Source organism: Amycolatopsis sp. NPDC003861 (assembly GCF_053605405.1).
In genome coordinates this window covers 1-18,896 of record NZ_JBSGJD010000030.1, presented here as the reverse complement: position 1 = coordinate 18,896, position 18,896 = coordinate 1, and the positions used below count along the sequence as shown (strand labels likewise).

Annotated in this window: 19 protein-coding genes; 11 read left to right on the top strand and 8 right to left on the bottom strand. The window is 72.1% G+C overall.

Features of this window, described 5'->3' with window-relative positions; translation table 11 throughout:
- Positions 1–13 precede the first annotated feature (13 nt).
- The 4 genes from ACWEVN_RS10880 to ACWEVN_RS10865 are packed head-to-tail and all read right to left on the bottom strand — an operon-like array spanning position 14 to position 5,918.
- The gene (locus ACWEVN_RS10880; protein WP_452051085.1) at positions 14–3,103 is read right to left on the bottom strand and encodes a helicase HerA domain-containing protein; all 3,090 of its coding nucleotides are present in this window, start codon (positions 3,101–3,103) and stop codon (positions 14–16) included.
- A gap of 2 nt (positions 3,104–3,105) precedes the next feature.
- Entirely contained in the window at positions 3,106–3,735 is a 630-nt protein-coding gene (locus ACWEVN_RS10875; protein WP_452051084.1) for a hypothetical protein, read from the bottom strand.
- Complete coding sequence (locus ACWEVN_RS10870) at positions 3,732–5,345, bottom strand: CATRA system-associated protein (RefSeq protein WP_452051083.1); 1,614 nt, start codon at positions 5,343–5,345, stop codon at positions 3,732–3,734. The genes ACWEVN_RS10875 and ACWEVN_RS10870 overlap by 4 nt, the downstream gene beginning before the upstream one ends.
- A 3-nt stretch (positions 5,346–5,348) precedes the next feature.
- Positions 5,349–5,918 carry a TIR domain-containing protein gene (locus ACWEVN_RS10865; protein WP_452051082.1) on the bottom strand — a complete coding sequence of 190 codons (570 nt, stop codon included), beginning with the start codon at positions 5,916–5,918 and terminating at the stop codon, positions 5,349–5,351.
- A gap of 242 nt (positions 5,919–6,160) precedes the next feature.
- Here ACWEVN_RS10865 and ACWEVN_RS10860 point away from each other — a divergent pair, with 242 nt between their 5' ends.
- Entirely contained in the window at positions 6,161–7,132 is a 972-nt protein-coding gene (locus tag ACWEVN_RS10860; RefSeq protein ID WP_452051081.1) for an SEFIR domain-containing protein, read from the top strand.
- On the opposite strand, the gene ACWEVN_RS10855 is transcribed toward ACWEVN_RS10860, so the two are convergent.
- On the bottom strand, positions 7,074–8,684 hold the full coding sequence (locus ACWEVN_RS10855) for a phosphoenolpyruvate--protein phosphotransferase (RefSeq protein WP_452051080.1): 1,611 nt from the start codon (positions 8,682–8,684) through the stop codon (positions 7,074–7,076). The two genes, ACWEVN_RS10860 and ACWEVN_RS10855, sit on opposite strands and share 59 nt — an antisense overlap.
- Before the next feature lie 103 nt (positions 8,685–8,787).
- Between ACWEVN_RS10855 and ACWEVN_RS10850 the strand changes: the two genes are divergently transcribed.
- From ACWEVN_RS10850 to ACWEVN_RS10830, 5 genes are read left to right on the top strand one after another with little or no spacing between them, the layout of a single operon-like run.
- A complete protein-coding gene (locus tag ACWEVN_RS10850; protein ID WP_310972861.1) occupies positions 8,788–9,549 on the top strand; it encodes a DeoR/GlpR family DNA-binding transcription regulator in 762 nt (253 codons plus the stop codon).
- The gene (gene pfkB / locus ACWEVN_RS10845; protein WP_452051079.1) at positions 9,546–10,490 is read left to right on the top strand and encodes a 1-phosphofructokinase; all 945 of its coding nucleotides are present in this window, start codon (positions 9,546–9,548) and stop codon (positions 10,488–10,490) included. Before ACWEVN_RS10850 ends, pfkB begins: the two co-directional genes overlap by 4 nt.
- Positions 10,487–10,945, top strand: coding sequence for a PTS sugar transporter subunit IIA (locus ACWEVN_RS10840; RefSeq protein WP_449687272.1), 459 nt, complete (start codon positions 10,487–10,489; stop codon positions 10,943–10,945). Before pfkB ends, ACWEVN_RS10840 begins: the two co-directional genes overlap by 4 nt.
- On the top strand, positions 10,942–12,393 hold the full coding sequence (locus ACWEVN_RS10835) for a PTS fructose transporter subunit IIC (RefSeq protein WP_452051078.1): 1,452 nt from the start codon (positions 10,942–10,944) through the stop codon (positions 12,391–12,393). Before ACWEVN_RS10840 ends, ACWEVN_RS10835 begins: the two co-directional genes overlap by 4 nt.
- Positions 12,394–12,404: 11 nt before the next feature.
- The gene (locus ACWEVN_RS10830; protein WP_310972865.1) at positions 12,405–12,683 is read left to right on the top strand and encodes an HPr family phosphocarrier protein; all 279 of its coding nucleotides are present in this window, start codon (positions 12,405–12,407) and stop codon (positions 12,681–12,683) included.
- A gap of 47 nt (positions 12,684–12,730) precedes the next feature.
- Here the strand turns inward: ACWEVN_RS10830 and ACWEVN_RS10825 are convergent, their stop codons facing one another.
- Positions 12,731–13,285 carry a TetR/AcrR family transcriptional regulator gene (locus ACWEVN_RS10825; protein ID WP_449687273.1) on the bottom strand — a complete coding sequence of 185 codons (555 nt, stop codon included), beginning with the start codon at positions 13,283–13,285 and terminating at the stop codon, positions 12,731–12,733.
- Between the two features lie 79 nt (positions 13,286–13,364).
- Here ACWEVN_RS10825 and ACWEVN_RS10820 point away from each other — a divergent pair, with 79 nt between their 5' ends.
- A complete protein-coding gene (locus ACWEVN_RS10820; protein ID WP_452051077.1) occupies positions 13,365–14,234 on the top strand; it encodes an NAD(P)H-binding protein in 870 nt (289 codons plus the stop codon).
- A 157-nt stretch (positions 14,235–14,391) separates the two neighbouring features.
- Here the strand turns inward: ACWEVN_RS10820 and ACWEVN_RS10815 are convergent, their stop codons facing one another.
- Both ACWEVN_RS10815 and ACWEVN_RS10810 read right to left on the bottom strand, forming a co-directional pair.
- Entirely contained in the window at positions 14,392–14,904 is a 513-nt protein-coding gene (locus tag ACWEVN_RS10815) for a VOC family protein (protein ID WP_452051076.1), read from the bottom strand.
- Between the two features lie 112 nt (positions 14,905–15,016).
- A complete protein-coding gene (locus tag ACWEVN_RS10810; RefSeq protein WP_452051075.1) occupies positions 15,017–15,439 on the bottom strand; it encodes a MarR family winged helix-turn-helix transcriptional regulator in 423 nt (140 codons plus the stop codon).
- A gap of 88 nt (positions 15,440–15,527) precedes the next feature.
- Here ACWEVN_RS10810 and ACWEVN_RS10805 point away from each other — a divergent pair, with 88 nt between their 5' ends.
- The 4 genes from ACWEVN_RS10805 (at position 15,528) to ACWEVN_RS10790 (ending at position 18,808) form a co-directional block, all read left to right on the top strand.
- Complete coding sequence (locus tag ACWEVN_RS10805; protein ID WP_452051074.1) at positions 15,528–16,316, top strand: alpha/beta fold hydrolase; 789 nt, start codon at positions 15,528–15,530, stop codon at positions 16,314–16,316.
- 428 nt (positions 16,317–16,744) lie between these two features.
- Complete coding sequence (locus tag ACWEVN_RS10800) at positions 16,745–17,422, top strand: sensor histidine kinase (RefSeq protein ID WP_449687278.1); 678 nt, start codon at positions 16,745–16,747, stop codon at positions 17,420–17,422.
- Between the two features lie 3 nt (positions 17,423–17,425).
- A complete protein-coding gene (locus ACWEVN_RS10795; RefSeq protein ID WP_449687279.1) occupies positions 17,426–18,076 on the top strand; it encodes a response regulator in 651 nt (216 codons plus the stop codon).
- Between the two features lie 105 nt (positions 18,077–18,181).
- Positions 18,182–18,808 carry a response regulator transcription factor gene (locus ACWEVN_RS10790; protein WP_043785945.1) on the top strand — a complete coding sequence of 209 codons (627 nt, stop codon included), beginning with the start codon at positions 18,182–18,184 and terminating at the stop codon, positions 18,806–18,808.
- Positions 18,809–18,896 lie beyond the last annotated feature (88 nt).

Sequence of the window (18,896 nt, the reverse complement as noted above, 5' to 3'; positions counted from 1 at the left end):
CCGGTCGGTTTCACTACCGACGCGTCGAACGAGCCCCGTCCGGATCGACGGCCCGCGCGATCACCTCCTCCAGCCGCAACGGGCCGGCCGGGTGGTGGGACAGGCACAGCGGCGTCGCCACCCGGCGGAACCCGAACGCCTCCCCCGCCACGTAGAACTGCGCTCGCTCGAGCCGGGAGATGTCCGCGACCGGACTGCCCTTCGCGCGGGCCAGCTCGGTGGCCGCCGCGATCTGGGCCGGGCTGTTGAGCCGGCCGAAGAACTGCGTCATCGCGTTGCCGACCACCTGGTTGTGCAGCCCCTTGGGGGCCTGGGTGGCGAACAGCAGGCCGAGGCCGTACTTGCGGGCCTGGGAAGCGAGGACGATCGTGCTGCGCGTGCTCGCCGTGAGACTCCCCGACGACGCCAGCGTCTGGGCTTCGTCCATGACGAACAGCGCGCCCAGCGGCCGGTCGCCCGCGGGGTGGCGTTTGATCCAGGCGAACAGTTCCATCTGCAGCTGGTTGACGAAGTTCTGCCGCTGTTCTTCGGCGGGCAGGCCGACGAAGCTGATCACCGAGACACGAGCGCGTTTGCCCTCGGCCGGCGTGAGCAGCGTGCCCGGATCGACCGGCTCGCCACCGCCGGCGAAGAGCGGATCGTTGACCATCGCGGCCTTGAGGACTTCGGCCAGGTCGGCGGCGATCCGCTTGGCGTCGTTGAGGGTGCTGACGTCCTCGGGCAGGTCGGACAGGAGCTCGACGAGCTCCGGCAGGCTGCGCGACCCGGTCCGCGCGTGGTGGACGACGGCCTGCCGGAGCACCGCGAGCCCGATGCCGGCCTTCGCGGTGCTCCCGGTGAGCCGCGCCTGAGGGGCCAGCGTCGCCACGGCCACCTCGACGGCGGCGGTGAACTCGTCGGTGTCGTCGAGGACGCCGGCGAAGTCGGGCAGGGGCCGGAAGGCCAGCGGCCGCCCGGTCACCCGCCCCGGCGTCCAGACGACGACGTCGGTCTCGGCGAGGTACTGCTGGGCGAGTTCGGCATCACCGTTCCGCCAGCCGCCCGGCGGCTCGGGCCAGGCGTCCCCGAGGCGCGCGAGGTCGTTGTTGGGGTCCAGGACGATCGCGGAGACGCCGAGGAGCGCGCATTCCTCGATGATCCGCCGCAGGAGCACGGTTTTCCCGGATCCGGAACCGGCGAAGACGGCGGCGTGCTTGCGCAAGGCGGAAAGCTCGATCCGCACGGGCTCACCGGAGCCGACGACGGTCCCGAGCGTGATCTCCCCTTCGGCGGGCGGCGGGTGGGCGGCTTCACCGGGCCGCTGTTCGCCCGGCTTCTCGGGCAGCACGGCGGACAGCAGCTCGGACCGGCTGGCGGGCCGCCGGTCGTACAGCCACTCGTGCAGCTCCCGGCCGCCGTTGGCGAGCAGCTTCTGCAACGCCCAGAAGGTCCGCACGTCGGCGTCGGACAGCCGGATCGTCCGGCCGCCGGCGGCCGTGAACTTCTCGACCTCTTCGCGAGTCTTGGCCCCGCGTCCCCAGGCGTCGCGGAGGATGACGAGGTGCCGGTTGTCCACGCCCTGGCGCTGTCCCGCCTCGGACCGCGCCTTGCGGAACCGGCTCAGCGCCGCCCGCGGGTCGCGAGCCGCGATCGCCCGGAACACCCAGTGCTCCTGCAGGTCCGCGGTTTCGTCGAGGGTCCGGGTCAGCCATGCGTGCACCTCGCTCAGCCCGGCCTGGCGCTCACAGGACCACTCCATGTCGTCGTCGCCGACCTCGGTGACCCAGCACCGCAGGGCGGCCGACAGCAGCCCCGGCATCATCCGGTCCACGATCGACTCGCCGAGCAGCTTCCCGGGATCGACCTCCGCCTGCAGCTTCTCGAACTCGGCGTCGAGCTCGGCGAACCGGTCGTTCTCGACCTCGGTGCGCGGGGGCGCGACCGGCACCGGAGCCTTCTCGTCGAAGGAGGTGAGCTCCCGGACCTGCCCGGCCCGCAGGCACCCGTCGATGTGCGCGCCGATGCGCTTGAGCAGTTCCCGCGGCGTCCATTGTTCCCAGGGACCCTCGAACGCCGCCGGCGCCACCGGCCAGGTCGGGTGCGGCGGGGTGAAGCCCATCGACTCGTACGCCACCCCTAGCCGCTTCTCGACCAGCGCCCGGCCCAGTGCGGCATCGGTGATCCGGCCCAGCGTCACCGTTTCCCGGAACCGGTCGGGGACGGTGCCCGCCGCCTTCGACCGGATCTGCTCCCAGGTGGACGGCAGGCAGGCCAGCACGGTGAGGGTCTTGTGGGTGACTTCGCGCAGGCCCATCAGCCCGTCGGCGATCTGCGCCACGAGCAGGTCGTCGCCGACGCCGTCGCCCAGCATGCCCTGCTTCGACCGCGCGACCAGCGTGTCGAGCTGGTCGACGGCGATCACGACCGGCCCGGTGAGAGCGAGCAGCCGGGTGATCTCCTGGACGAGGACCCGGGCGGGTTTCGGTCGCGAGTAGATGTTCCACTGACGAGCTTCGGAGGTCAGTTCGGTGTCGCCGTCGAGGTAGTCCTCGCCGATGTACTTGGCGCCGCGGTCCCGGCTCGCGATGAGCACGAGGGCCCGCGCGGTGTCCCCGCATTCGTCGGCGACCATCTCGTCGAGCGACCCGACCCCGTCGACGAAGGCCTCCACGTCCCCGGCGGTCAGCCCTCGGCCGCGCCGGATCCTCGCCTCGACCTCGGCGTCGACGTGGGCCCGCAGGCACACCCGGAGCAGGAACCGCCGCAGTTGCGACTCACCCGAATCGTCCGGGCGGGCCAGCCCACGGCGCAACGCCTCGGCCGTGTTGTCCCAGAACGCCTCGGCCGCGGTGACGTCGTCGAGGAAGAAGTAGCCGCGCGCGCGGTGGACCCGGCGCCGGACGAGACCGAGCAGATGGGTCTTGCCGACCCCTTTCAGCCCGCGCATGACGAGCCCGATCGGGCTGGGCCCGTCACTGGCGACGGCATCGCGGATGCCGGTGTCGAGGGCCGCGAGCGCGTCGGCGTGCAGACCGTCCACGTGGTAGGGCGAGTCCCGCCAGACGTGATCGGGGGTGTCCGCCCAGTCGAAGCTCAGCGTCGCGAGTGCTTTGAGCTCGTCCATGATCACGCCTCGAACGAAACGAAGTGGTTGTCCTCGCCGCCGATGCGGATCGCCGCCGCGTGATCGGCCGGCTCGAGGGCCTTGCGGTTGTCCTCCGGGACCAGGTGCACCTTCCCGGTGCGGCTCAGCTCCTTGAGCACCGCATCGACTTCCGCGGCCGGCGCGCCGAGCTTCGGCCGCAGGTCGACCAGCCCGACCCAGCCGCGCGGTTCCTTCACGAGTTCGCGGTAGGCGACCCGGATGCGGGTTTCGAGGTCTTCGACCGGTTCGGGTGCCGCCGACGAGCCGAAGATGTCGGCGAGGCGCAGGTTCCGGTGGCGACGGAACTCGTCGAAGCCACCGAGGACGAGGTACAGCACCGAGCAGAGGGTGCTCTGCGGCCGGGGCGGCGGTGGGGTCTTCGCCCCGAGCTCCTTCTCGCACCAGGCCCAGCCGCGGTCGGTCAGCTCGTGGACGAACGGACGGCCGACCTGCTCGCTGGTGATGTACCCGGCGTCCTTCAGCTGCGTGCGCTCCTTGCCGGTGAGCGTGAACCCCACCAGCTCCTTCAGCTCCGGGTTGGGTACTTCGCGGCCCAGCACCATCAGCGTGAACATCGCCGCGGTCTGTTTGTGTCCCAAGCGGTCGGTCATCCGACTTCCTTCCGGTGGTTCGCCTTCGTCGCGGTCTGGGCGAGCGTGCGCAGCAGCAGGTCGATCGACCGGCGGGTGTCCGCGAGGATCGGGGTCGGGACGCCGCTCGGGGAACGGGGCCGGGCCGCCACCGCCAGGTCCGCGGCCAGTTCGTCGACGTGGCGGTCGTCACCCGCTTCGACCGTCGCCTGCAGGTGCGTCACCAGCTCGTCGACCAGGACCCAGCGGGAGGGGCTCAGCCGTGCCCCGCGGACCTGGGCGAGCAGCGCCGGAAGGGGTGAGTCCTCCTCGGCCGGCGGGGTCCCGCCGCGGAGCTGGGCGACCAGGTCCTGGGCGACGCCGGCCGGGCCGCGGGCGCCGAGCCGCAGGTAGCGGAGGTTGCCCACGTACCCGGAGAGCCCGGCCGCCTCGGTGCCCGGCGTCAGGATCGGGATCACGCGGCGGTCCTGGCCGAGCGACCGCTGGAGGAAGAGCTCGACTTCGGCCTGCTGCCAGCGGCTCACCTTGCCGTCGACGATCAGGCACAGGTGCCGGGCGTCGTCCTCGGTCCGCTCCAGCAGCGACTGGTCGCCCGACAGCGACTTCACCGCCCGGACGCCCAGCTTCCCCAGTTCCGCGATCAGCTCACCGCCGGGCTGGACGAACGGCCGCGGGATGCTGACCCGCAGTTCGTGCTTGAACTTCCGGTGGCTCGCGCGCACGGCGGCCACGTAGGCATCGCGGTTCTCCGCCAGCAGTTCCGTGCGGTCGAGCCGGTAGGCGATCACCGCCGCCACGGTTTCGAGGGCGAAGCCGATCTGGTCCGCGCTCGGCGTCTTCTCCGACAGCACCGGCAGCTGCTCGCCGAAACTCCAGTACGACACGTACGGCAGCGTCAGGTGCCGCGACATCGTCTCCGGGGCGACACTCTGGTCGAGCCACGCCTGGTACAGCTCGGCCGTCTCCGCGACGACCGTCTTCCGCCACTCCTCCGACCGGCCGTACTCCTCCCGGCTGTCGAAGCGCGACAGGACCGGCAGCACCGTCAGCCGCGAGCGGTCGTAGGGCAGCAGGTTCCGCGCCCGGTCCGCGCGTCCGGCGAGGTCCATCGCCCCGCGGATGCTCTGCTGGTTCGCCGTGAACAGCACCACGAGGTGGTCCGGCAGGTGCGCGGTGCAGATGCTGCCGATGTCGGAGATCCCGGTGCGGCTGTCGATGAGCACGAAGTCGTAGTCGTTCGTCCACTGCTCGCGGCACTTCTCGAGGTATTCGCCGAACCCCTCGTCGTACAGGCCTTCCCAGTCGATCGCCTGGACCTGCCCGATGTAGCCCTCGTCTTCGCGCCCGGCGGCGATGAAGTCGAGCGCGCCGGCCTTCCGCAGCCTCAGCACGTGGGCTTCCGGGGCGAACCGGCCTTCCCGGAAGCCGGTGACGAGGTCGACCACACCACCGCGGGGCTTGCCCGGCAGCCGCGGCCGGAAGTAGTCGCCGAGGCCGGGGGCTTCCAGGTCCCAGTCCAGGCAGAGCACCCGGTGCCCCCAGCGGGCGAGCAGCACGGCGATGTTCGCCAGCGTGAAGCTGCGGCCGACGCCGCCCTTGTAGGAGTAGAAGGTGAACACCGACCCCGGCATCCGTCAGAACCTCGGCATCCGCGCCGTGGGGGACGGCTCGGGGGCCGGGGTGTCCACCGGCCAGTCCGGCCGCCAGTCCGGCGCTCGTTCGATGAGCTCCTCGAGTTCGCCGGCGATCTCGGTGATCTTGCGGTTGAAGTCGAGGTACGCCGGCGCGGCCTGGAAGTGCTCGAAGGGGTGGTTCCACTGCTGCAGGTCACGCATGCGCCGCTCGTGGGCCCATCCGGGGAAGTTCCGGGAGTCGCAGAAGATCACCGGGTAGATCAGCGGCCGCGTGCGCGTGGTCAGCGCTTCCCGCTTGGCCATGGAATGCCACTCGGCCAGGCACCATTCGTCCCGGAAGTACTTCGGCGAGCACACCGGCACCAGCACCCGGGTGCGCAGCAACGCGGTGCGCACCTCCCCCGCCCAGCTCGCGCCGGTGCGGACCTGGTCGTCGCAGAAAATCCGGACGTCCCGGTAGAAGTTGTTGTCGAGCACTTCGGCCAGCCGGGGCCGGAAATGATTCTTCACCCACGCCGAAATGTCCCGGCCGGCGCGTTGATAGCTGATGAACACGTCGTACTCGTACACGCGTGCTTTCGCTCCTTCACCGCTCCCCACCAGGCAACGGCCCATCCTAGGCCGGTCCCGCACACCGCGAGAAGGCTCGAAACCGGACAGAAAGATGCCAATACCTGGCCACCGGCGGACAACGTCGCCGCCCACTCCGAAAAACTTGACAAACGCGCATCCGGCCGATAAATGACAGGGCAGCATTGCGAATGCCGATCACCGAGATCGGTGATTCACCGACTCGACGAGAAGGGGCGCCAATGCCCGACCGTGCCGCGCCCCGGGTGTTCGTGACCTATTCGCACGACACCCCGGAACACAAGGAACTCGTGCACAAGTTCGCCTCGTTCCTCCGCGTGGAGATCGGCTTGGACGTGCACCTCGACGCCTGGTACGACAACACGCGCCGGGACTGGTCGCTGTGGGCCACCGAGAACCTCGAGAAGGCGGACTTCATCGTGGTCATCGCCTCCCCGGACTACAAGCGCCGCGCCGACGGCACCGCGCTGCCCCACGAGGGGCGGGGCGCCCAGTTCGAGGCGGCGATCATCCGGGACAACCTCACCCGGGACCTGCGCCGGGAGACCGAACGGGTGCTGCCCGTCGTCCTGCCCGGCCGCTCGGTCGACGAGATTCCGTTGTTCCTCAACGGCCACTCGACGACGCGGTACCACGTCGACGAGTTCACCCCGGCCGGCGTGGCGGACCTCCTCGCCGCGATCACCGGGCAGGGCCAGTACCCGATGCCCCGGCGTGGGAAATGGCTCGGCGGAACCCGCGAGGAACACCACGTGCCCGCGGGTGAACTGCCGTGGCTGTGCGCCGGCAACGGCGTGAAACGCGCCGCCGCGGACATCAGCGGCGTGCGCTACGAACAGAGCATCGTCGTGCGGCCGGGTGCGCCGTCGGTCGCCGGGCCGGGGTTCGTCGAACTGGACCTCGGCGGCAACTACCGGCGGTTCACCACCGTCGCCGGGGTGCTCGACGACGCCGCGGACGCGTTCCAGGTCGGCCGGGTCCGCGTGGTCCTCGACGGGACCCCGCGGTCCGAACACGACGTCTCGGCCGGCAAACCCGCCGTCATCGACCTGGAGGTGACCGGCGCCCGCCTGCTGCGGCTGGAGCTGTCCCGGCCGCAACAGGCATCACCACTCCGTTCCGCGGCGGTCGTCGTCACCCCGCGGAACGCCCGGCCACCCGAGCTGGGTCTGGGTGATCCGACCGTGACCTGACGCGGCAGGTCTCGAGGTCCACCTCGCGCAACGCCGCGCCCACGCCCGCCAGGGCCACCGCGTTCATCGACAGCGACGTCACCCCCAGCCCCACCAGTACCGGCGCCAGCGCCGGATCCGCCGCGGCCTCGCCGCACACTCCCACCGGCTTGCCCGCCTCCGCGCCGGCCCGCGCGACCAGGCCCACCAGGCGCAGCAACGCCGGCTGGTGCGGGTCGTTCAGCGCCGCCACCGCGCCCAGCTGCCGGTCCGCCGCGAACACGTACTGCGCCAGGTCGTTCGTCCCCAGCGAGACGAAGTCGATCTCCGCGAGAATCTCCTGCGCGCACAACGCCGCCGCCGGGATCTCGATCATCACGCCCACCCGGGCGATCCCCGCCGCGCGGGCGCGCGAAGCGAACCACGCCGCCTCCGCCGCCGTGGCCACCATCGGGGCCATCACCGACAGCTCCACCCCGGTGTCCCCGGCCGCCGCCGCGATCGCCGACAGCTGGCGGTCCAGCAGGTCCGGGCGGTCGAAGGCCACGCGCAGGCCGCGGACACCCAACGCCGGGTTGGGTTCCTCGCCCATCGGGAGGAACGCCAAGGGTTTGTCGGACCCCGCGTCCAGCGTGCGGACGACGACCGGCCGGCCCGCGAACGGGGCCAGCACCGCCGCGTACGCCGCCCGCTGCTCGGCCTCCGTCGGCTCGGAAGCCGCGGTGAGGTAACAGAATTCGGTGCGGAACAGCCCGACCCCTTCGGCGCCGGCCGCCGCGGCAGCCGAGGCGTCCGCCGCCGAGCCCACGTTGGCGAGCAGCTTGACGCGGTGGCCGTCGGCGAGGCGGCCGACGCCGTCCCACACCGGGCGGGACGTCCGGGCCGGCGGCCGGACCGTGCCGTCCGACGGCGTCACCGTGCCCGCCGACCCGTCGACCGCGAGGCCCGGGCTGTCCAGCTCCAGCACTCCGGCGCACGCCACCACGGCGGGAATACCCAGCGCCCGGGCCAGGATCGCGGTGTGGCTCGTCGGGCCGCCTTCCGCCGTCACCAGCGCCAGGACCAGGTCCGGGTCGAGGCCGGCGGTGTCGGCCGGGGCGAGGTCGCGGGCCACCAGGACGCTCGGCGACGTCAGGTCCGGCACGCCCGGCGGGGCCACGCCGAGCAGGGCCGCGATGATCCGGTCTCGGACGTCGGCGACGTCCCGGGCGCGTTCGGCCAGGTAGCCGCCCGCGGCCTGCAGCGCCGTCATGAAGTCCCCCGCGGCTTCCCATACGGCCCGCGTCGCCGGGAGCGAGCGCGTGCGGACGAGCTTTTCGGCGGACGCGGTCAACGCCGGGTCGGCGGCCATCGCGGCCGTCGTCTCCAGCACCGATCGGGCATCTCCGGACACGGAACGGGCACGATCGGACAACGCGGCCGCCACCGAAGCCGCCGCCTGCCCGATCTTGCCCGCTTCGACCTCGAGGTCTGCCGGAGCGGGCGTGGAAGCGGGTTCGGGCAGGTCAGCGGCCACGAGGACGCGCGGGCCGTCGACCCGGCCAGGGCTGACTCCGACTCCGGACAGCGGCATTGCAGGACCTCCAGGAGCAAAGGATCTCGTAACGGGGGATTGACAGTACGGTAACAACGGGCACAATCAAACGGCAACGGGCAAACATCGGAGAGGAACGGGCATGTACGCCGCCGAACGGCATCAGCTCCTGGCGCAACGCGCACGACGTGACGGCCGCGTCGACGTCGGTGACGTCGCCGCCGAACTCGGTGTCGCCCCCGAGACCATCCGCCGCGACCTCGGCGTCCTCGAACGCCAGGGCGTGGTCCGCCGCGTCTACGGCGGCGCGGTCGCGGTCGAGCGGCTCGACTTCGAACCCGAGGTCGCGCAGCGGGACCAGACCAACGCCGCGGAGAAGGACGCGATCGCCCGGGCCGCTCTGGACCTGGTGCCCGACCGCGGCTCGATCCTGCTCGACGCGGGCACCACCACCAGCCGGCTCGCGACGCTGCTGCCGGCCGACCGCGAGCTGACGGTGATCACCAACTCGATCCCGGTCGCTTCGATCCTCGCCACCCGCCCGGGCATCACGCTGCACATCCTGGGCGGCCGGGTCCGCGGGACCACGCTCGCCGCCGTCGAAGCCTGGACGCTCCGCGCGCTCGAAGGCCTGCTCGTCGACGTCGCTTTCCTCGGCGCCAACGGCTTTTCCGCCGAGCACGGCTGTACGACGCCGGACATGGCCGAGTCCGCCGTGAAGGCCGCCGTCGTCGCCGCGGCGCGCAAGCGGGTGCTGCTGGCCGACCACAGCAAGTACGGCACCGACCAGCTCAGCCGGTTCGCGCGGCTGGCCGAGATCGACGTCCTGGTCACCGACAGCGGCATCGACGCCGGTGCGGTGGCCGAACTCGAGGAAGCGGGCCCGGAGGTGGTGCTGGCGTGATCGTCACCGTGACCCCCAACCCCAGCCTCGACCGGACGTTGCGGCTGACCGGCCTGCACCGCGGCGAAGTCAACCGGGCCGAAGCCGTCCGGCTCGACCCCGGCGGCAAGGGCGTGAACGTCGCCCGTGCGCTGGCCGCCGCCGGGACCCCGACCGTCGCGCTGCTGCCCGCCGGCGGCCCGGTCGGCGAGCGGCTGTCCGACCTGCTCGCCCCGGAAGGCGTCCCGGTCGTCGCCGTGCCGATCGCCGGGTCGACCCGCAGCAACATCACGCTCGTCGAGGCCGACGGGACCACGACGAAGATCAACGAGCCGGGCCCGGAGTTCTCCCCCGCCGAGCTGGCCACCCTCGAACGCCGCGCCGTCGAACTCGCCGTACGCGGCGAATGGCTGGTGTGCTGCGGAAGTCTGCCGGCCGGCGTGCCCGACGACTTCTACGCGCGGCTGACGAAGCTCGCTCGCGAAGCCGGGGCGAAGGTCGCCGTCGACTCCTCCGGCGCACCGCTCGCCGCTGCCTGTGCGAGCGGCCCGGACCTGCTCAAGCCGAACCTCGACGAGCTGATCGAGCTCGCCGGCCGCCCGCTGCCGCTGCTCGGCGACGTCGTCGCGTGCTGCCGGGAGCTGATCTCCGGCGGCGTCGGCCGCGTGCTGGTCAGCCTGGGCGCGCGCGGCGCGGTCCTCGTCGAGGAGTCCGCGACGCACCACGCGCTCGGCCCGCTGGTGGCCGTGCGCAGCACTGTCGGCGCCGGAGACGCCGCACTCGCCGGGTTCCTCCACGCGGGAGGAACCGGCCCCCAAGCCCTGCGGACCGCGGTCGCCTACGGCACCGCCGCGGTCACGCAGGAGGGCAGCCGCATGCCCACGCCGGAGGACGTGCACCCCGACCTGGTGCGCGTGCTCGACGCCGATCCCACCTTCACCCTCAGCGGAGCCGCCGCATGACCACCCCAGACCTGATCACCGCCGACCTGGTCGACCTCGGCCTGGCCGCGACCGACTCCCACGGCGCCGTCCGCGCGCTCGCCGAGCGGCTCGTCTCCGCCGGGCGGGTGACCGACCTCGACCTGTTCCTCGAGGACGTCGCCGCCCGCGAGGAGCAGATGGCCACCGGGCTCGAAGGCGGCATCGGCATCCCGCACTGCCGCTCGGCCGCGGTCACCGCGCCGACGCTCGGTTTCGGCCGCAGCGACGCGGGTATCGACTTCGGCGCGCCGGACGGCCCGGCGAAGCTGATCTTCCTCATCGCCGCGCCGGAAGGCGGCGGCAGCGACCACCTCAAGGTCTTGGCCGCCCTCGCCCGGCGGCTCGTCCGGGCGGAGTTCAAGCAGCACCTGCTCGACGCCACCGATGCCGCGGCCGTCGCCGGCTACATCCGCCAGGAGGTGTCCCCCTCGTGAAGTTCGTCGCCATCACCGCCTGTCCCACCGGGATCGCCCACACCTACATGGCGGCCGAGTCCCTGGAGCAGACCGCCAAGGCCAACGGCGACGAGATCGTCGTCGAGACGCAGGGTTCGGCCGGGTCCGAGCCGTTGTCCGCCGAAGACATCGCGAGCGCGGACGCCGTCATCTTCGCCGCGGACCTCGCGGTGCAGGGCCGGGACCGGTTCGCCGGCAAGCCGATCGTCGAGGCGCCGGTCAAGGCCGCGATCAACGACGCGGCCGGGTTGTTCGAGCGCGCCAAGGCGGCGGCCCGGGAACCCGCCCCCGCCGCCGCTGCCGCCCCGGAGCTCACGTCGAAGGTCGGCGCCAACGACAAGGCCGGCACCAAGGTCCGGCAGTGGCTGATGACCGGTGTCAGCTACCTGATCCCGTTCGTCGCCGCGGGCGGCCTGCTCATCGCGTTGAGCTTCGCCCTGGGTGGCTACAAGATCGTCGACGCGCCGAAGGTCACCGAGCACTTCGACGCGGGGTCGGTGGCCGGCTGGGCCGCGCTGATGTTCCAGATCGGCAGTGCCGCGTTCGACTTCCTGGTGCCGGTGCTGGCCGGGTTCATCGCGTTCGCGATGGCCGACCGCCCGGCGATCGCCCCCGGGTTCGTGGGCGGCGCGATCGCCGTCACCGTCGGTGCCGGCTTCCTCGGCGGCCTGGTCGCCGGTCTCCTGGCCGGTGGGGTGGTGCTGGCGCTGAAGCGGATCCAGGTGCCGAAGGCGGTGCGCGGCATCATGCCGGTGGTCGTCTACCCGCTGCTCGGGTCCATTGTGGTCGGTGTGCTGATGTACGTCGTGGTCGGCAAGCCGATGGCGGCCGCGACGAGCGGGCTGACGAACTGGCTCAACAGCCTCAGCGGAGCCAGCGCCCTGCTGCTCGGCGCGCTGCTGGGCCTGATGATGGCGTTCGACATGGGCGGCCCGGTCAACAAGGCGGCGTACACCTTCGCCGTCGGCGGCCTGACCACCGGCGCCACGGGCTCGTTGCAGATCATGGCCGCGGTGATGGCGGCCGGGATGGTGCCGCCGCTGGCGCTCGCCCTGGCGTCGACGGTCCGCAAGAAGCTGTTCACCGAGGCCGAGCGCGAGAACGGCCGCGCGGCCTGGCTGCTCGGGGCGTCGTTCATCACCGAGGGCGCGATCCCGTTCGCGGCGGCGGACCCGTTCCGCGTGATCCCCTCGATCATGCTCGGTTCGGCGGTCACGGGCTCGCTGTCGATGGCCTTCGGAGCGACGCTGCGCGCCCCGCACGGCGGGATCTTCGTGCTCCCGCTGATCGGCAACCCGCTGCTGTTCCTGGTGGCGCTGATCGCCGGGACGCTGGTCGCGGCGGGGTCGGTGATCGCGCTCAAGCAGGTGCGGTTCCGGGCCGTCGAACGTTCCGCCACCGTGTCCGGTCAACCCGTCAACGCGTGAAGGAGTCCACTGTGTACCAACGCCGTACGCTCGTCGCCAGCAGCGTCGGGCTCCACGCCCGGCCCGCGGGCCTGGTCGCCCGGACCGCGGCCGACCAGCCCGTGAAGGTCCGGATCGCGAAGGTCAGTGACGGAGTCGTGGGTGACGCCGTCGATGCCGCGAGCGTCCTGGGCCTCATGACGCTGGGCGCGGGCTTCGGGGACGAGGTGGAGCTGAGCGCCGAGGGCGATCAGGCCCGGACGTCGGTGGACGCGCTGGCCGAGCTGATCGCCCGGGACCTGGACGCGTAACACACCACGAGGGCGCGGCACGCGGGTGCCGCGCCCTCGCCGCGTGTTCAGGCCCGGATCCCCTCCAGCTGAAGGTCGAGCAGCCGGCGCCACCGGCCCTCGCCCGCCATGTTGGCCATGGCCGCGCGGGTGATGAGGACGAAGTCCCCGGGGCCGAAGTCGGCGCGCAGCCGGCCGGCTTCGACCGCGCGTCGCACGATGCGCTCGACGATCGCCGAGAACACCACCTTCTGTTCCTCGATGTCGGCCCAGCTCGGTTCGTCCGGGCCGAGGATGGCGAACCGGAACGCGGCGTCGGGCTCGGCCGCTTCCAGGTAGCCGTAGAGCAGCGCCTCGAACGCCGCCCAGGGGTCCGCCGCGGCCTCGGCGGCCTCGGCGAGGAAGGTCATCTCCTCGAACCGGCGGCCGATGATCGCCGCACGCAGGGCTCGCTTGTCGGCGAAGTGCCGGTAGAGGGTGCCGACGCCCAGCCCGGCGCGCTCGGCGATCTCCTCCATCTGGACGGCGTCACCGCGCTGGGCGAACAGCTCGCCGGCGGCGTCGAGGATGGCGTCGCGGTTGCGCCGGGCGTCGGCGCGCAGCACACGTCGGGAAGCGGTCATGGTGGCCTCAGCGTACTTGACGACGGCGACTTCCGGACTATATTCGGAACCGGAATTCACCTTCAGCTTAGGAGCCGCCATGATCGTCGTGACCACCCCGACCGGCAAGGTCGGCCGCCGGCTCGTCCGGCACCTGCTCGCCGGGGGCAGCAAGGTCGAGGTCGTCGTCCGCGATGCCGCCCGCCTGGACGACGACGTCCGCGAGCAGGTCGACGTGGTCGAAGGAGCCCACGACGACCCGGCCGTCCTCGACGCGGCTTTGTCCGGCGCCGATGCGCTGTTCTGGCTGGTGCCGCCGGATCCGGCCGCGGCGAGCGCGGAAGACCACTACCTCGCCTTCGCCCGGGCCGGCGCCGCGGCCGTCCGCCGCCACGACGTCGGGCACGTCGTGGCGGTGAGCAGCGCCGGACACGGCTGGCCCAAGCCGGCCGGCGTGCTGTCGGCGGCGTTCGCCATGGACGCCGAGCTCCGCAGTTCGGGGGCGGCCTACCGAGCCGTGTCCCCACCCTTCTACCTGGAGAACCTGCTCGGGCAGCTCGCCGCGATCCGCGAGCGCGGCACGTTCGCCCTGACCTGCGCCGGCGACCAGCCGCTCGCCACGATCGCGACCCGCGACATCGCCGCCACCGCCGCCGGCCTGCTGACGGACCGCTCCTGGACCGGGCAGGCCGACGTCCCCCTGTTCGGCCCGGACCGGCTCACCCCCGACGGCATGGCCGGGGTGCTGAGCGAGGAGCTCGGCCGGCCGGTGGCCTACCAGCGCATCTCCCTGGCCGACTTCGCTGCCATGCGCCGCACCCAGGGCGCGAGCGAGCGCGTGGTCGCGGACGCGGTCGAGATGTTCGCGGCCCAGGACGAAGGCATCTACGACGCCGACTGGGCCGAGGCGGCGATCGCACCGACGAGCTTCCGGACCTGGTGCCGGGAGGTGCTGGTGCCCGCCCTCTGAGCGGGTCGGCCGAGAACCGGGAAGCAACGGCACCGCTGCGGCGCGGCGATCCAGGCCGCGATCGTCCGCGGCGAGACCCGGGACACCTTGCTGGTCGACGCTCGCAGTGGCCCGGGTCGAGGTGGCCGCGCCGCCCAGTCCACGCTGAGGTGGGCCGTTACCGGAGCACCGCGCTGGCCCGTCCCCGCGCCCGGCCGCTGAGTTCGGCGTCGAGGGTTTCCTGGGCGAACCGCATCTGTTCCTGGTACCGGGGTTCCTCCAGCCGGCGCAGGCCTTCCTCCGGGGCCACGGTTTCGACGGCCGCGGTGATCCACCAGATGTTGCCGAACGGGTCGCGGACCCGGCCGCCGCGCTGGCCGAAGGCGTTGTCCGACAACGCGGTCACCTCCCGGCCGCCCGCCTTCAGCGCGGCCGTGAACGCGACGTCGGCGTCGGGCACGAAGACGCGCAGCAGCGACGGCAGGTCCGGCCAGTCGTCGTGCTGGTCGAAGGCGAGCACGACGGTGTCGCCGATCCGGATCTCGGCGTGCCCGATGCTGCCGTCCGCCAGCGGCACCCGGCCCAGTTCGACGCCGTCGAAGGCCGCGGTGACGAAGTCCAGCAGCGCACCGGTGTCCTTGGTGACGATCCAGGGGGCGACCGAGGTGTAGCCGTCGGGGGTGGCAGTCATCATGAGTCCCTTTCGCGAGTCGATGACGTCACGCTAACCGCGATATAGGCCAGGACCTGTCCGCAAGGCGACGCTTCTTCAGCCGCCGGTCCGCCGGGCCGCGGCTTTCGTCCTATGCGGTCGGATCGGGACCCAGCGCGCGGTCCAGCAGCTCGCCCAGCTGGTCGACCTGGGCCTCCGACAGGTCGCGGAACGACGACTCGACGACGCCGTCGACGAGGTCCTGGCCCTCGGCCCGCAGGCGCGCGCCTTCCTCGGTCAGCCGGTGCCGCACGGCCCGCCCCGGACCGGGGACGCGTTCGATCAGCCCGCGCTCGGCCATCCGGGTCGCGAGCGAACCGAAGGACTGGTCGGTCTGGAAGGTGAGCACGGCCAGCTCGTGCAGGGAGGCGTCCGGCTTGCGGTGCAGGTGGCGCAGGGTGTCCCACTGCACCAGGGAAAGGCCCAGCGGCGCCAGCGCCCGGGTGAGCGCCCGGTGGTGGCGGTGCTGCAGGCGCTTCACGGCCAAGGAGACGTCGCCGGGGCGGTACTTCATGCGGTCACCCTAACCCATCGAAATCAGGTTGCTTATCTAAACATCCTTATATAAGGTTTCTTAGGTAGCCTGAGATCGAGAAGGAACCATGACGACTCTCCCCGCCGCCGGCTCGCCCCGGCCCACCCGCACCGAAACCCACTCCCTCGGCGCCGCCGAGGTGACCGTCGCCGACCGCGACCGCACCCGCACTTTCCTGCTCCTGCACGGGGGTGGCGGCGTCGCGACCATGGCCGGGTTCGCCGACCTGCTCGCCGAACGCACCCGCTCCCGGGTCCTGCTGCCCACCCACCCGGGCTTCGCCGGCACCCCGAAGGCCGACACGCTCACCGACGTGACCGCGCTGGCCCGGTTGTACGTCGACCTGCTGGACCGGCTCGACCTCGTGGACGTCACGGTGGTCGGCAACTCCTTCGGCGGCTGGCTGGCCGCCGAGATCGCCCTGCTGAAGAGCCCGCGCGTCAGCGGCGCGGTGATCGTCGACGGGATCGGCATCGAGGTCGAGGGGCACCCGATGACCGACATCAGCGGCATGTCCCTCCCCGAGATCCGGGCACTGTCCTTTCACGACCCCGGCCGGGCTCCGGTACCGCCGGCCGGCGGGGGCACCGGGCCGAGCCCGGACGTGCGCGCCCTGATCGGCTACACCGGCCCCACGATGGCCGACCCGGGCCTGGCCGGGCGGCTCGGCGGGATCGAGATCCCCGTGCACGTGCTCTGGGGCGAGAGCGACGGCATCGCCGGCCCGGAGTACGGGAAGGCCTACGCCGCCGCGATTCCGCGCTCGACGTTCACCCCGCTCCCCCGGACCGGCCACCTGCCGCAGGTCGAAACGCCCGGGGACCTGCTCGGCGCCCTGCTCGACCTGATCTCCTGAGCCACGCCGACACTCCCCGCGACGGGCTCAACCACGACGACAGCGAATGGCTCTGTTGCCATTCCGCCAATTGTCATCCGCCTTTTGCGCCATCCGCCGTGCGACTTCCCGAAAGTGCAGCGTCCCGGCTCTGTCGAATTTCCACCGGTTCACCGCGCAGTTCATGAATCGTTCTTCCCGGGCCGGACCCGCTGAGCCGAACGGATCATCACCTCGACCAGCGCCGTTACGAGGGTTTCCGCATCGGAACCATACCGTTACCTGGGGCGGGGGTCCCCGCTGAAACACCGGGGCCGCATGCGGCGATTAGTACAGCGGGTGACCATCCCGCTACGCGCAACGGAGCAGCCGGCTGGGCTACCCGCACGAGACCTGGTTCCCCCGGTTCACCAGGGGGTTCCGGACCATTTCTGGCGGACGGGGAGAAAATGCGCCGGACATTCGTCGTCGCCGACTTCGGTCGTCCCGCGGGGTACGAAGACCGGCTGAAACGGGTGCTCCACGATCTGCACGACGGGCTCGGGCCGACGCTCACCGCCGCCGTGCTCGGCCTGCGCGCCGCCCGGGACCTGATCGCGCGGGACCGGGCCGGCACCGAGCACCTGCTGGCCCGGCTCGAAGACGAGCTCTACGGCGCGATCACCGACCTGCGGCGGATCGTGGCCGACGCGCGGCCGCCCGCGCTCGACGAGGCCGGGCTGGTGCTGGCCGTGCGCCGGTACGCCGCCACGCTCACCGGGCGGGTGCCCGCCGAGCACGGGCCGCTGCGGGTGGCCGTCGAGGTGCGCGGCGAGCTGCCGCCGCTGTCGGCCGAAGTCGAGGTCACCGCCTACCGGATCATCCGCGAGGCGCTGGTGAACGTCGCCCGCCACTCCGGAGCCCGCGAATGCACCGTGCACCTCTGGCCGCGGGACGGCGACCTGCACGTGGAGATCGTCGACGACGGCGTCGGCACCGACGGCGAAGCCCTGCCCGCGGTGGGCGGCACCGGGCTGCGGTCGATGCGGGAACGCGCCGGCGACCTCGGCGGCGGCTGCCGGGTCGAGCCGGTTTCCTCCGGGGGCACGCGGATCGCCGCCTGGCTGCCGCTCGCCGCGGGGAAGTGAGCCGTGTTCGGTTCCCTGCGCGTCCTCGTGGTGGACGACCACCCGGTCTTCCGGGCGGCGCTGTGCGCGATGATCGACGCCACCGACGGGCTGGAGGTCGCCGGCGAGGCGGCCGACGGCCTGACCGCGGTCGCCGATGCGGGCCGGCTGGAGCCCGACGTCATCCTGATGGACCTCAACCTGCCCGACCTCGACGGCGTCGAGGCCACGCGGCGGATCGTGAGCGCGAGCCCGCACACCGGCGTCCTCATGCTGACCATGTTCGAGAACGAGGCCGCGGTGTTCGCCGCCATGCGCGCGGGCGCCCGCGGCTACCTGCTCAAGGGCGCGCGCAACGAGCAGATCATCCGCGCGGTCCGGGTGATCGGCGATGGCGAAGCCATCTTCAGCCCGGCGATCGCCACCCGGGTCCTGTCGCTGCTCGGGACGGCGACCCCGCGTGACGAGTCGTTCCCGCGGCTGACGTTGCGGGAGAAGGAGATCCTGCGGCTCGTCGCCCAGGGCATGGGCAACGCCTCGATCGCCGAAGAATTGGTGCTGAGCCAGAAGACCGTGCGCAACCACGTGTCCCACATCTTCCGCAAGCTCCGGGTCACCGACCGCACCCAGGCCATCGCCAAGGCCAAAGAGGCCGGCATTGCCCGATCGGAGTAGCGAAAGCGGGACGAATCGGGACTCCATGTCCCTGTTCGGCGAGCGTCCGCACCCCGATCCTTGGGGGTGGAGCGATCCGACGTCGTTCGAGGGAGGGCCACACCCATGATCACCGACCAGGTTCCGGTGCTGCTGCACGCCACCGACACCATCACCCACGCGGGCGTCACGGCCGCGCTGCGGTCACGTCCCGAAATCCGGTTCGCCGACGAAGATTCCGGCGAGCCCGCGGTGGTGCTGGTCATCGTGGAGCGGCTCAACGAAGAGGCCCGGCAGCTGCTGCGCAGCCTCCAGTGCGCCGGCCACGCGGGTGTCGTCCTGGTCGCCGGCGAGGTGGAGGATTCGGAACTGCTGGACGTCGTGGGCAACGGTGTCTCGGCGATCATCCGCCGCGCCGACGCCACCCCGGACACGTTGGTGCGGCTGGTGAAGGCCGCGGCCGTCGGCGAAGGCGCGCTGCCGCCCGACCTGCTGGGCCGCCTGCTGTCGCGGGTGTCCCGGCTGCAGCGGGACGTGCTGCGCCCCAACGGGTGGGACCTCGCCGGGATGTCCCAGCGGGAGACCCGGGTGCTGCGGCTGGTCGCCGACGGCTTCGAGACCAAGGAGATCGCCGACCAGCTGAGCTACTCGGAGCGGACGGTGAAGTCGATCCTGCACGACATCACCAACCGCTTCCAGCTCCGCAACCGCGCCCACGCGGTGGCGTTCGCGATGCGCGAAGGGCTCATCTAGCGCCGCGTGGCCGAACCGCACCGACCGCGGCCCGGCCAGGTGGTCCGCCGCGGCCGGTCGTGAGTGGTAAGGCGGGTTAGAACCCGCC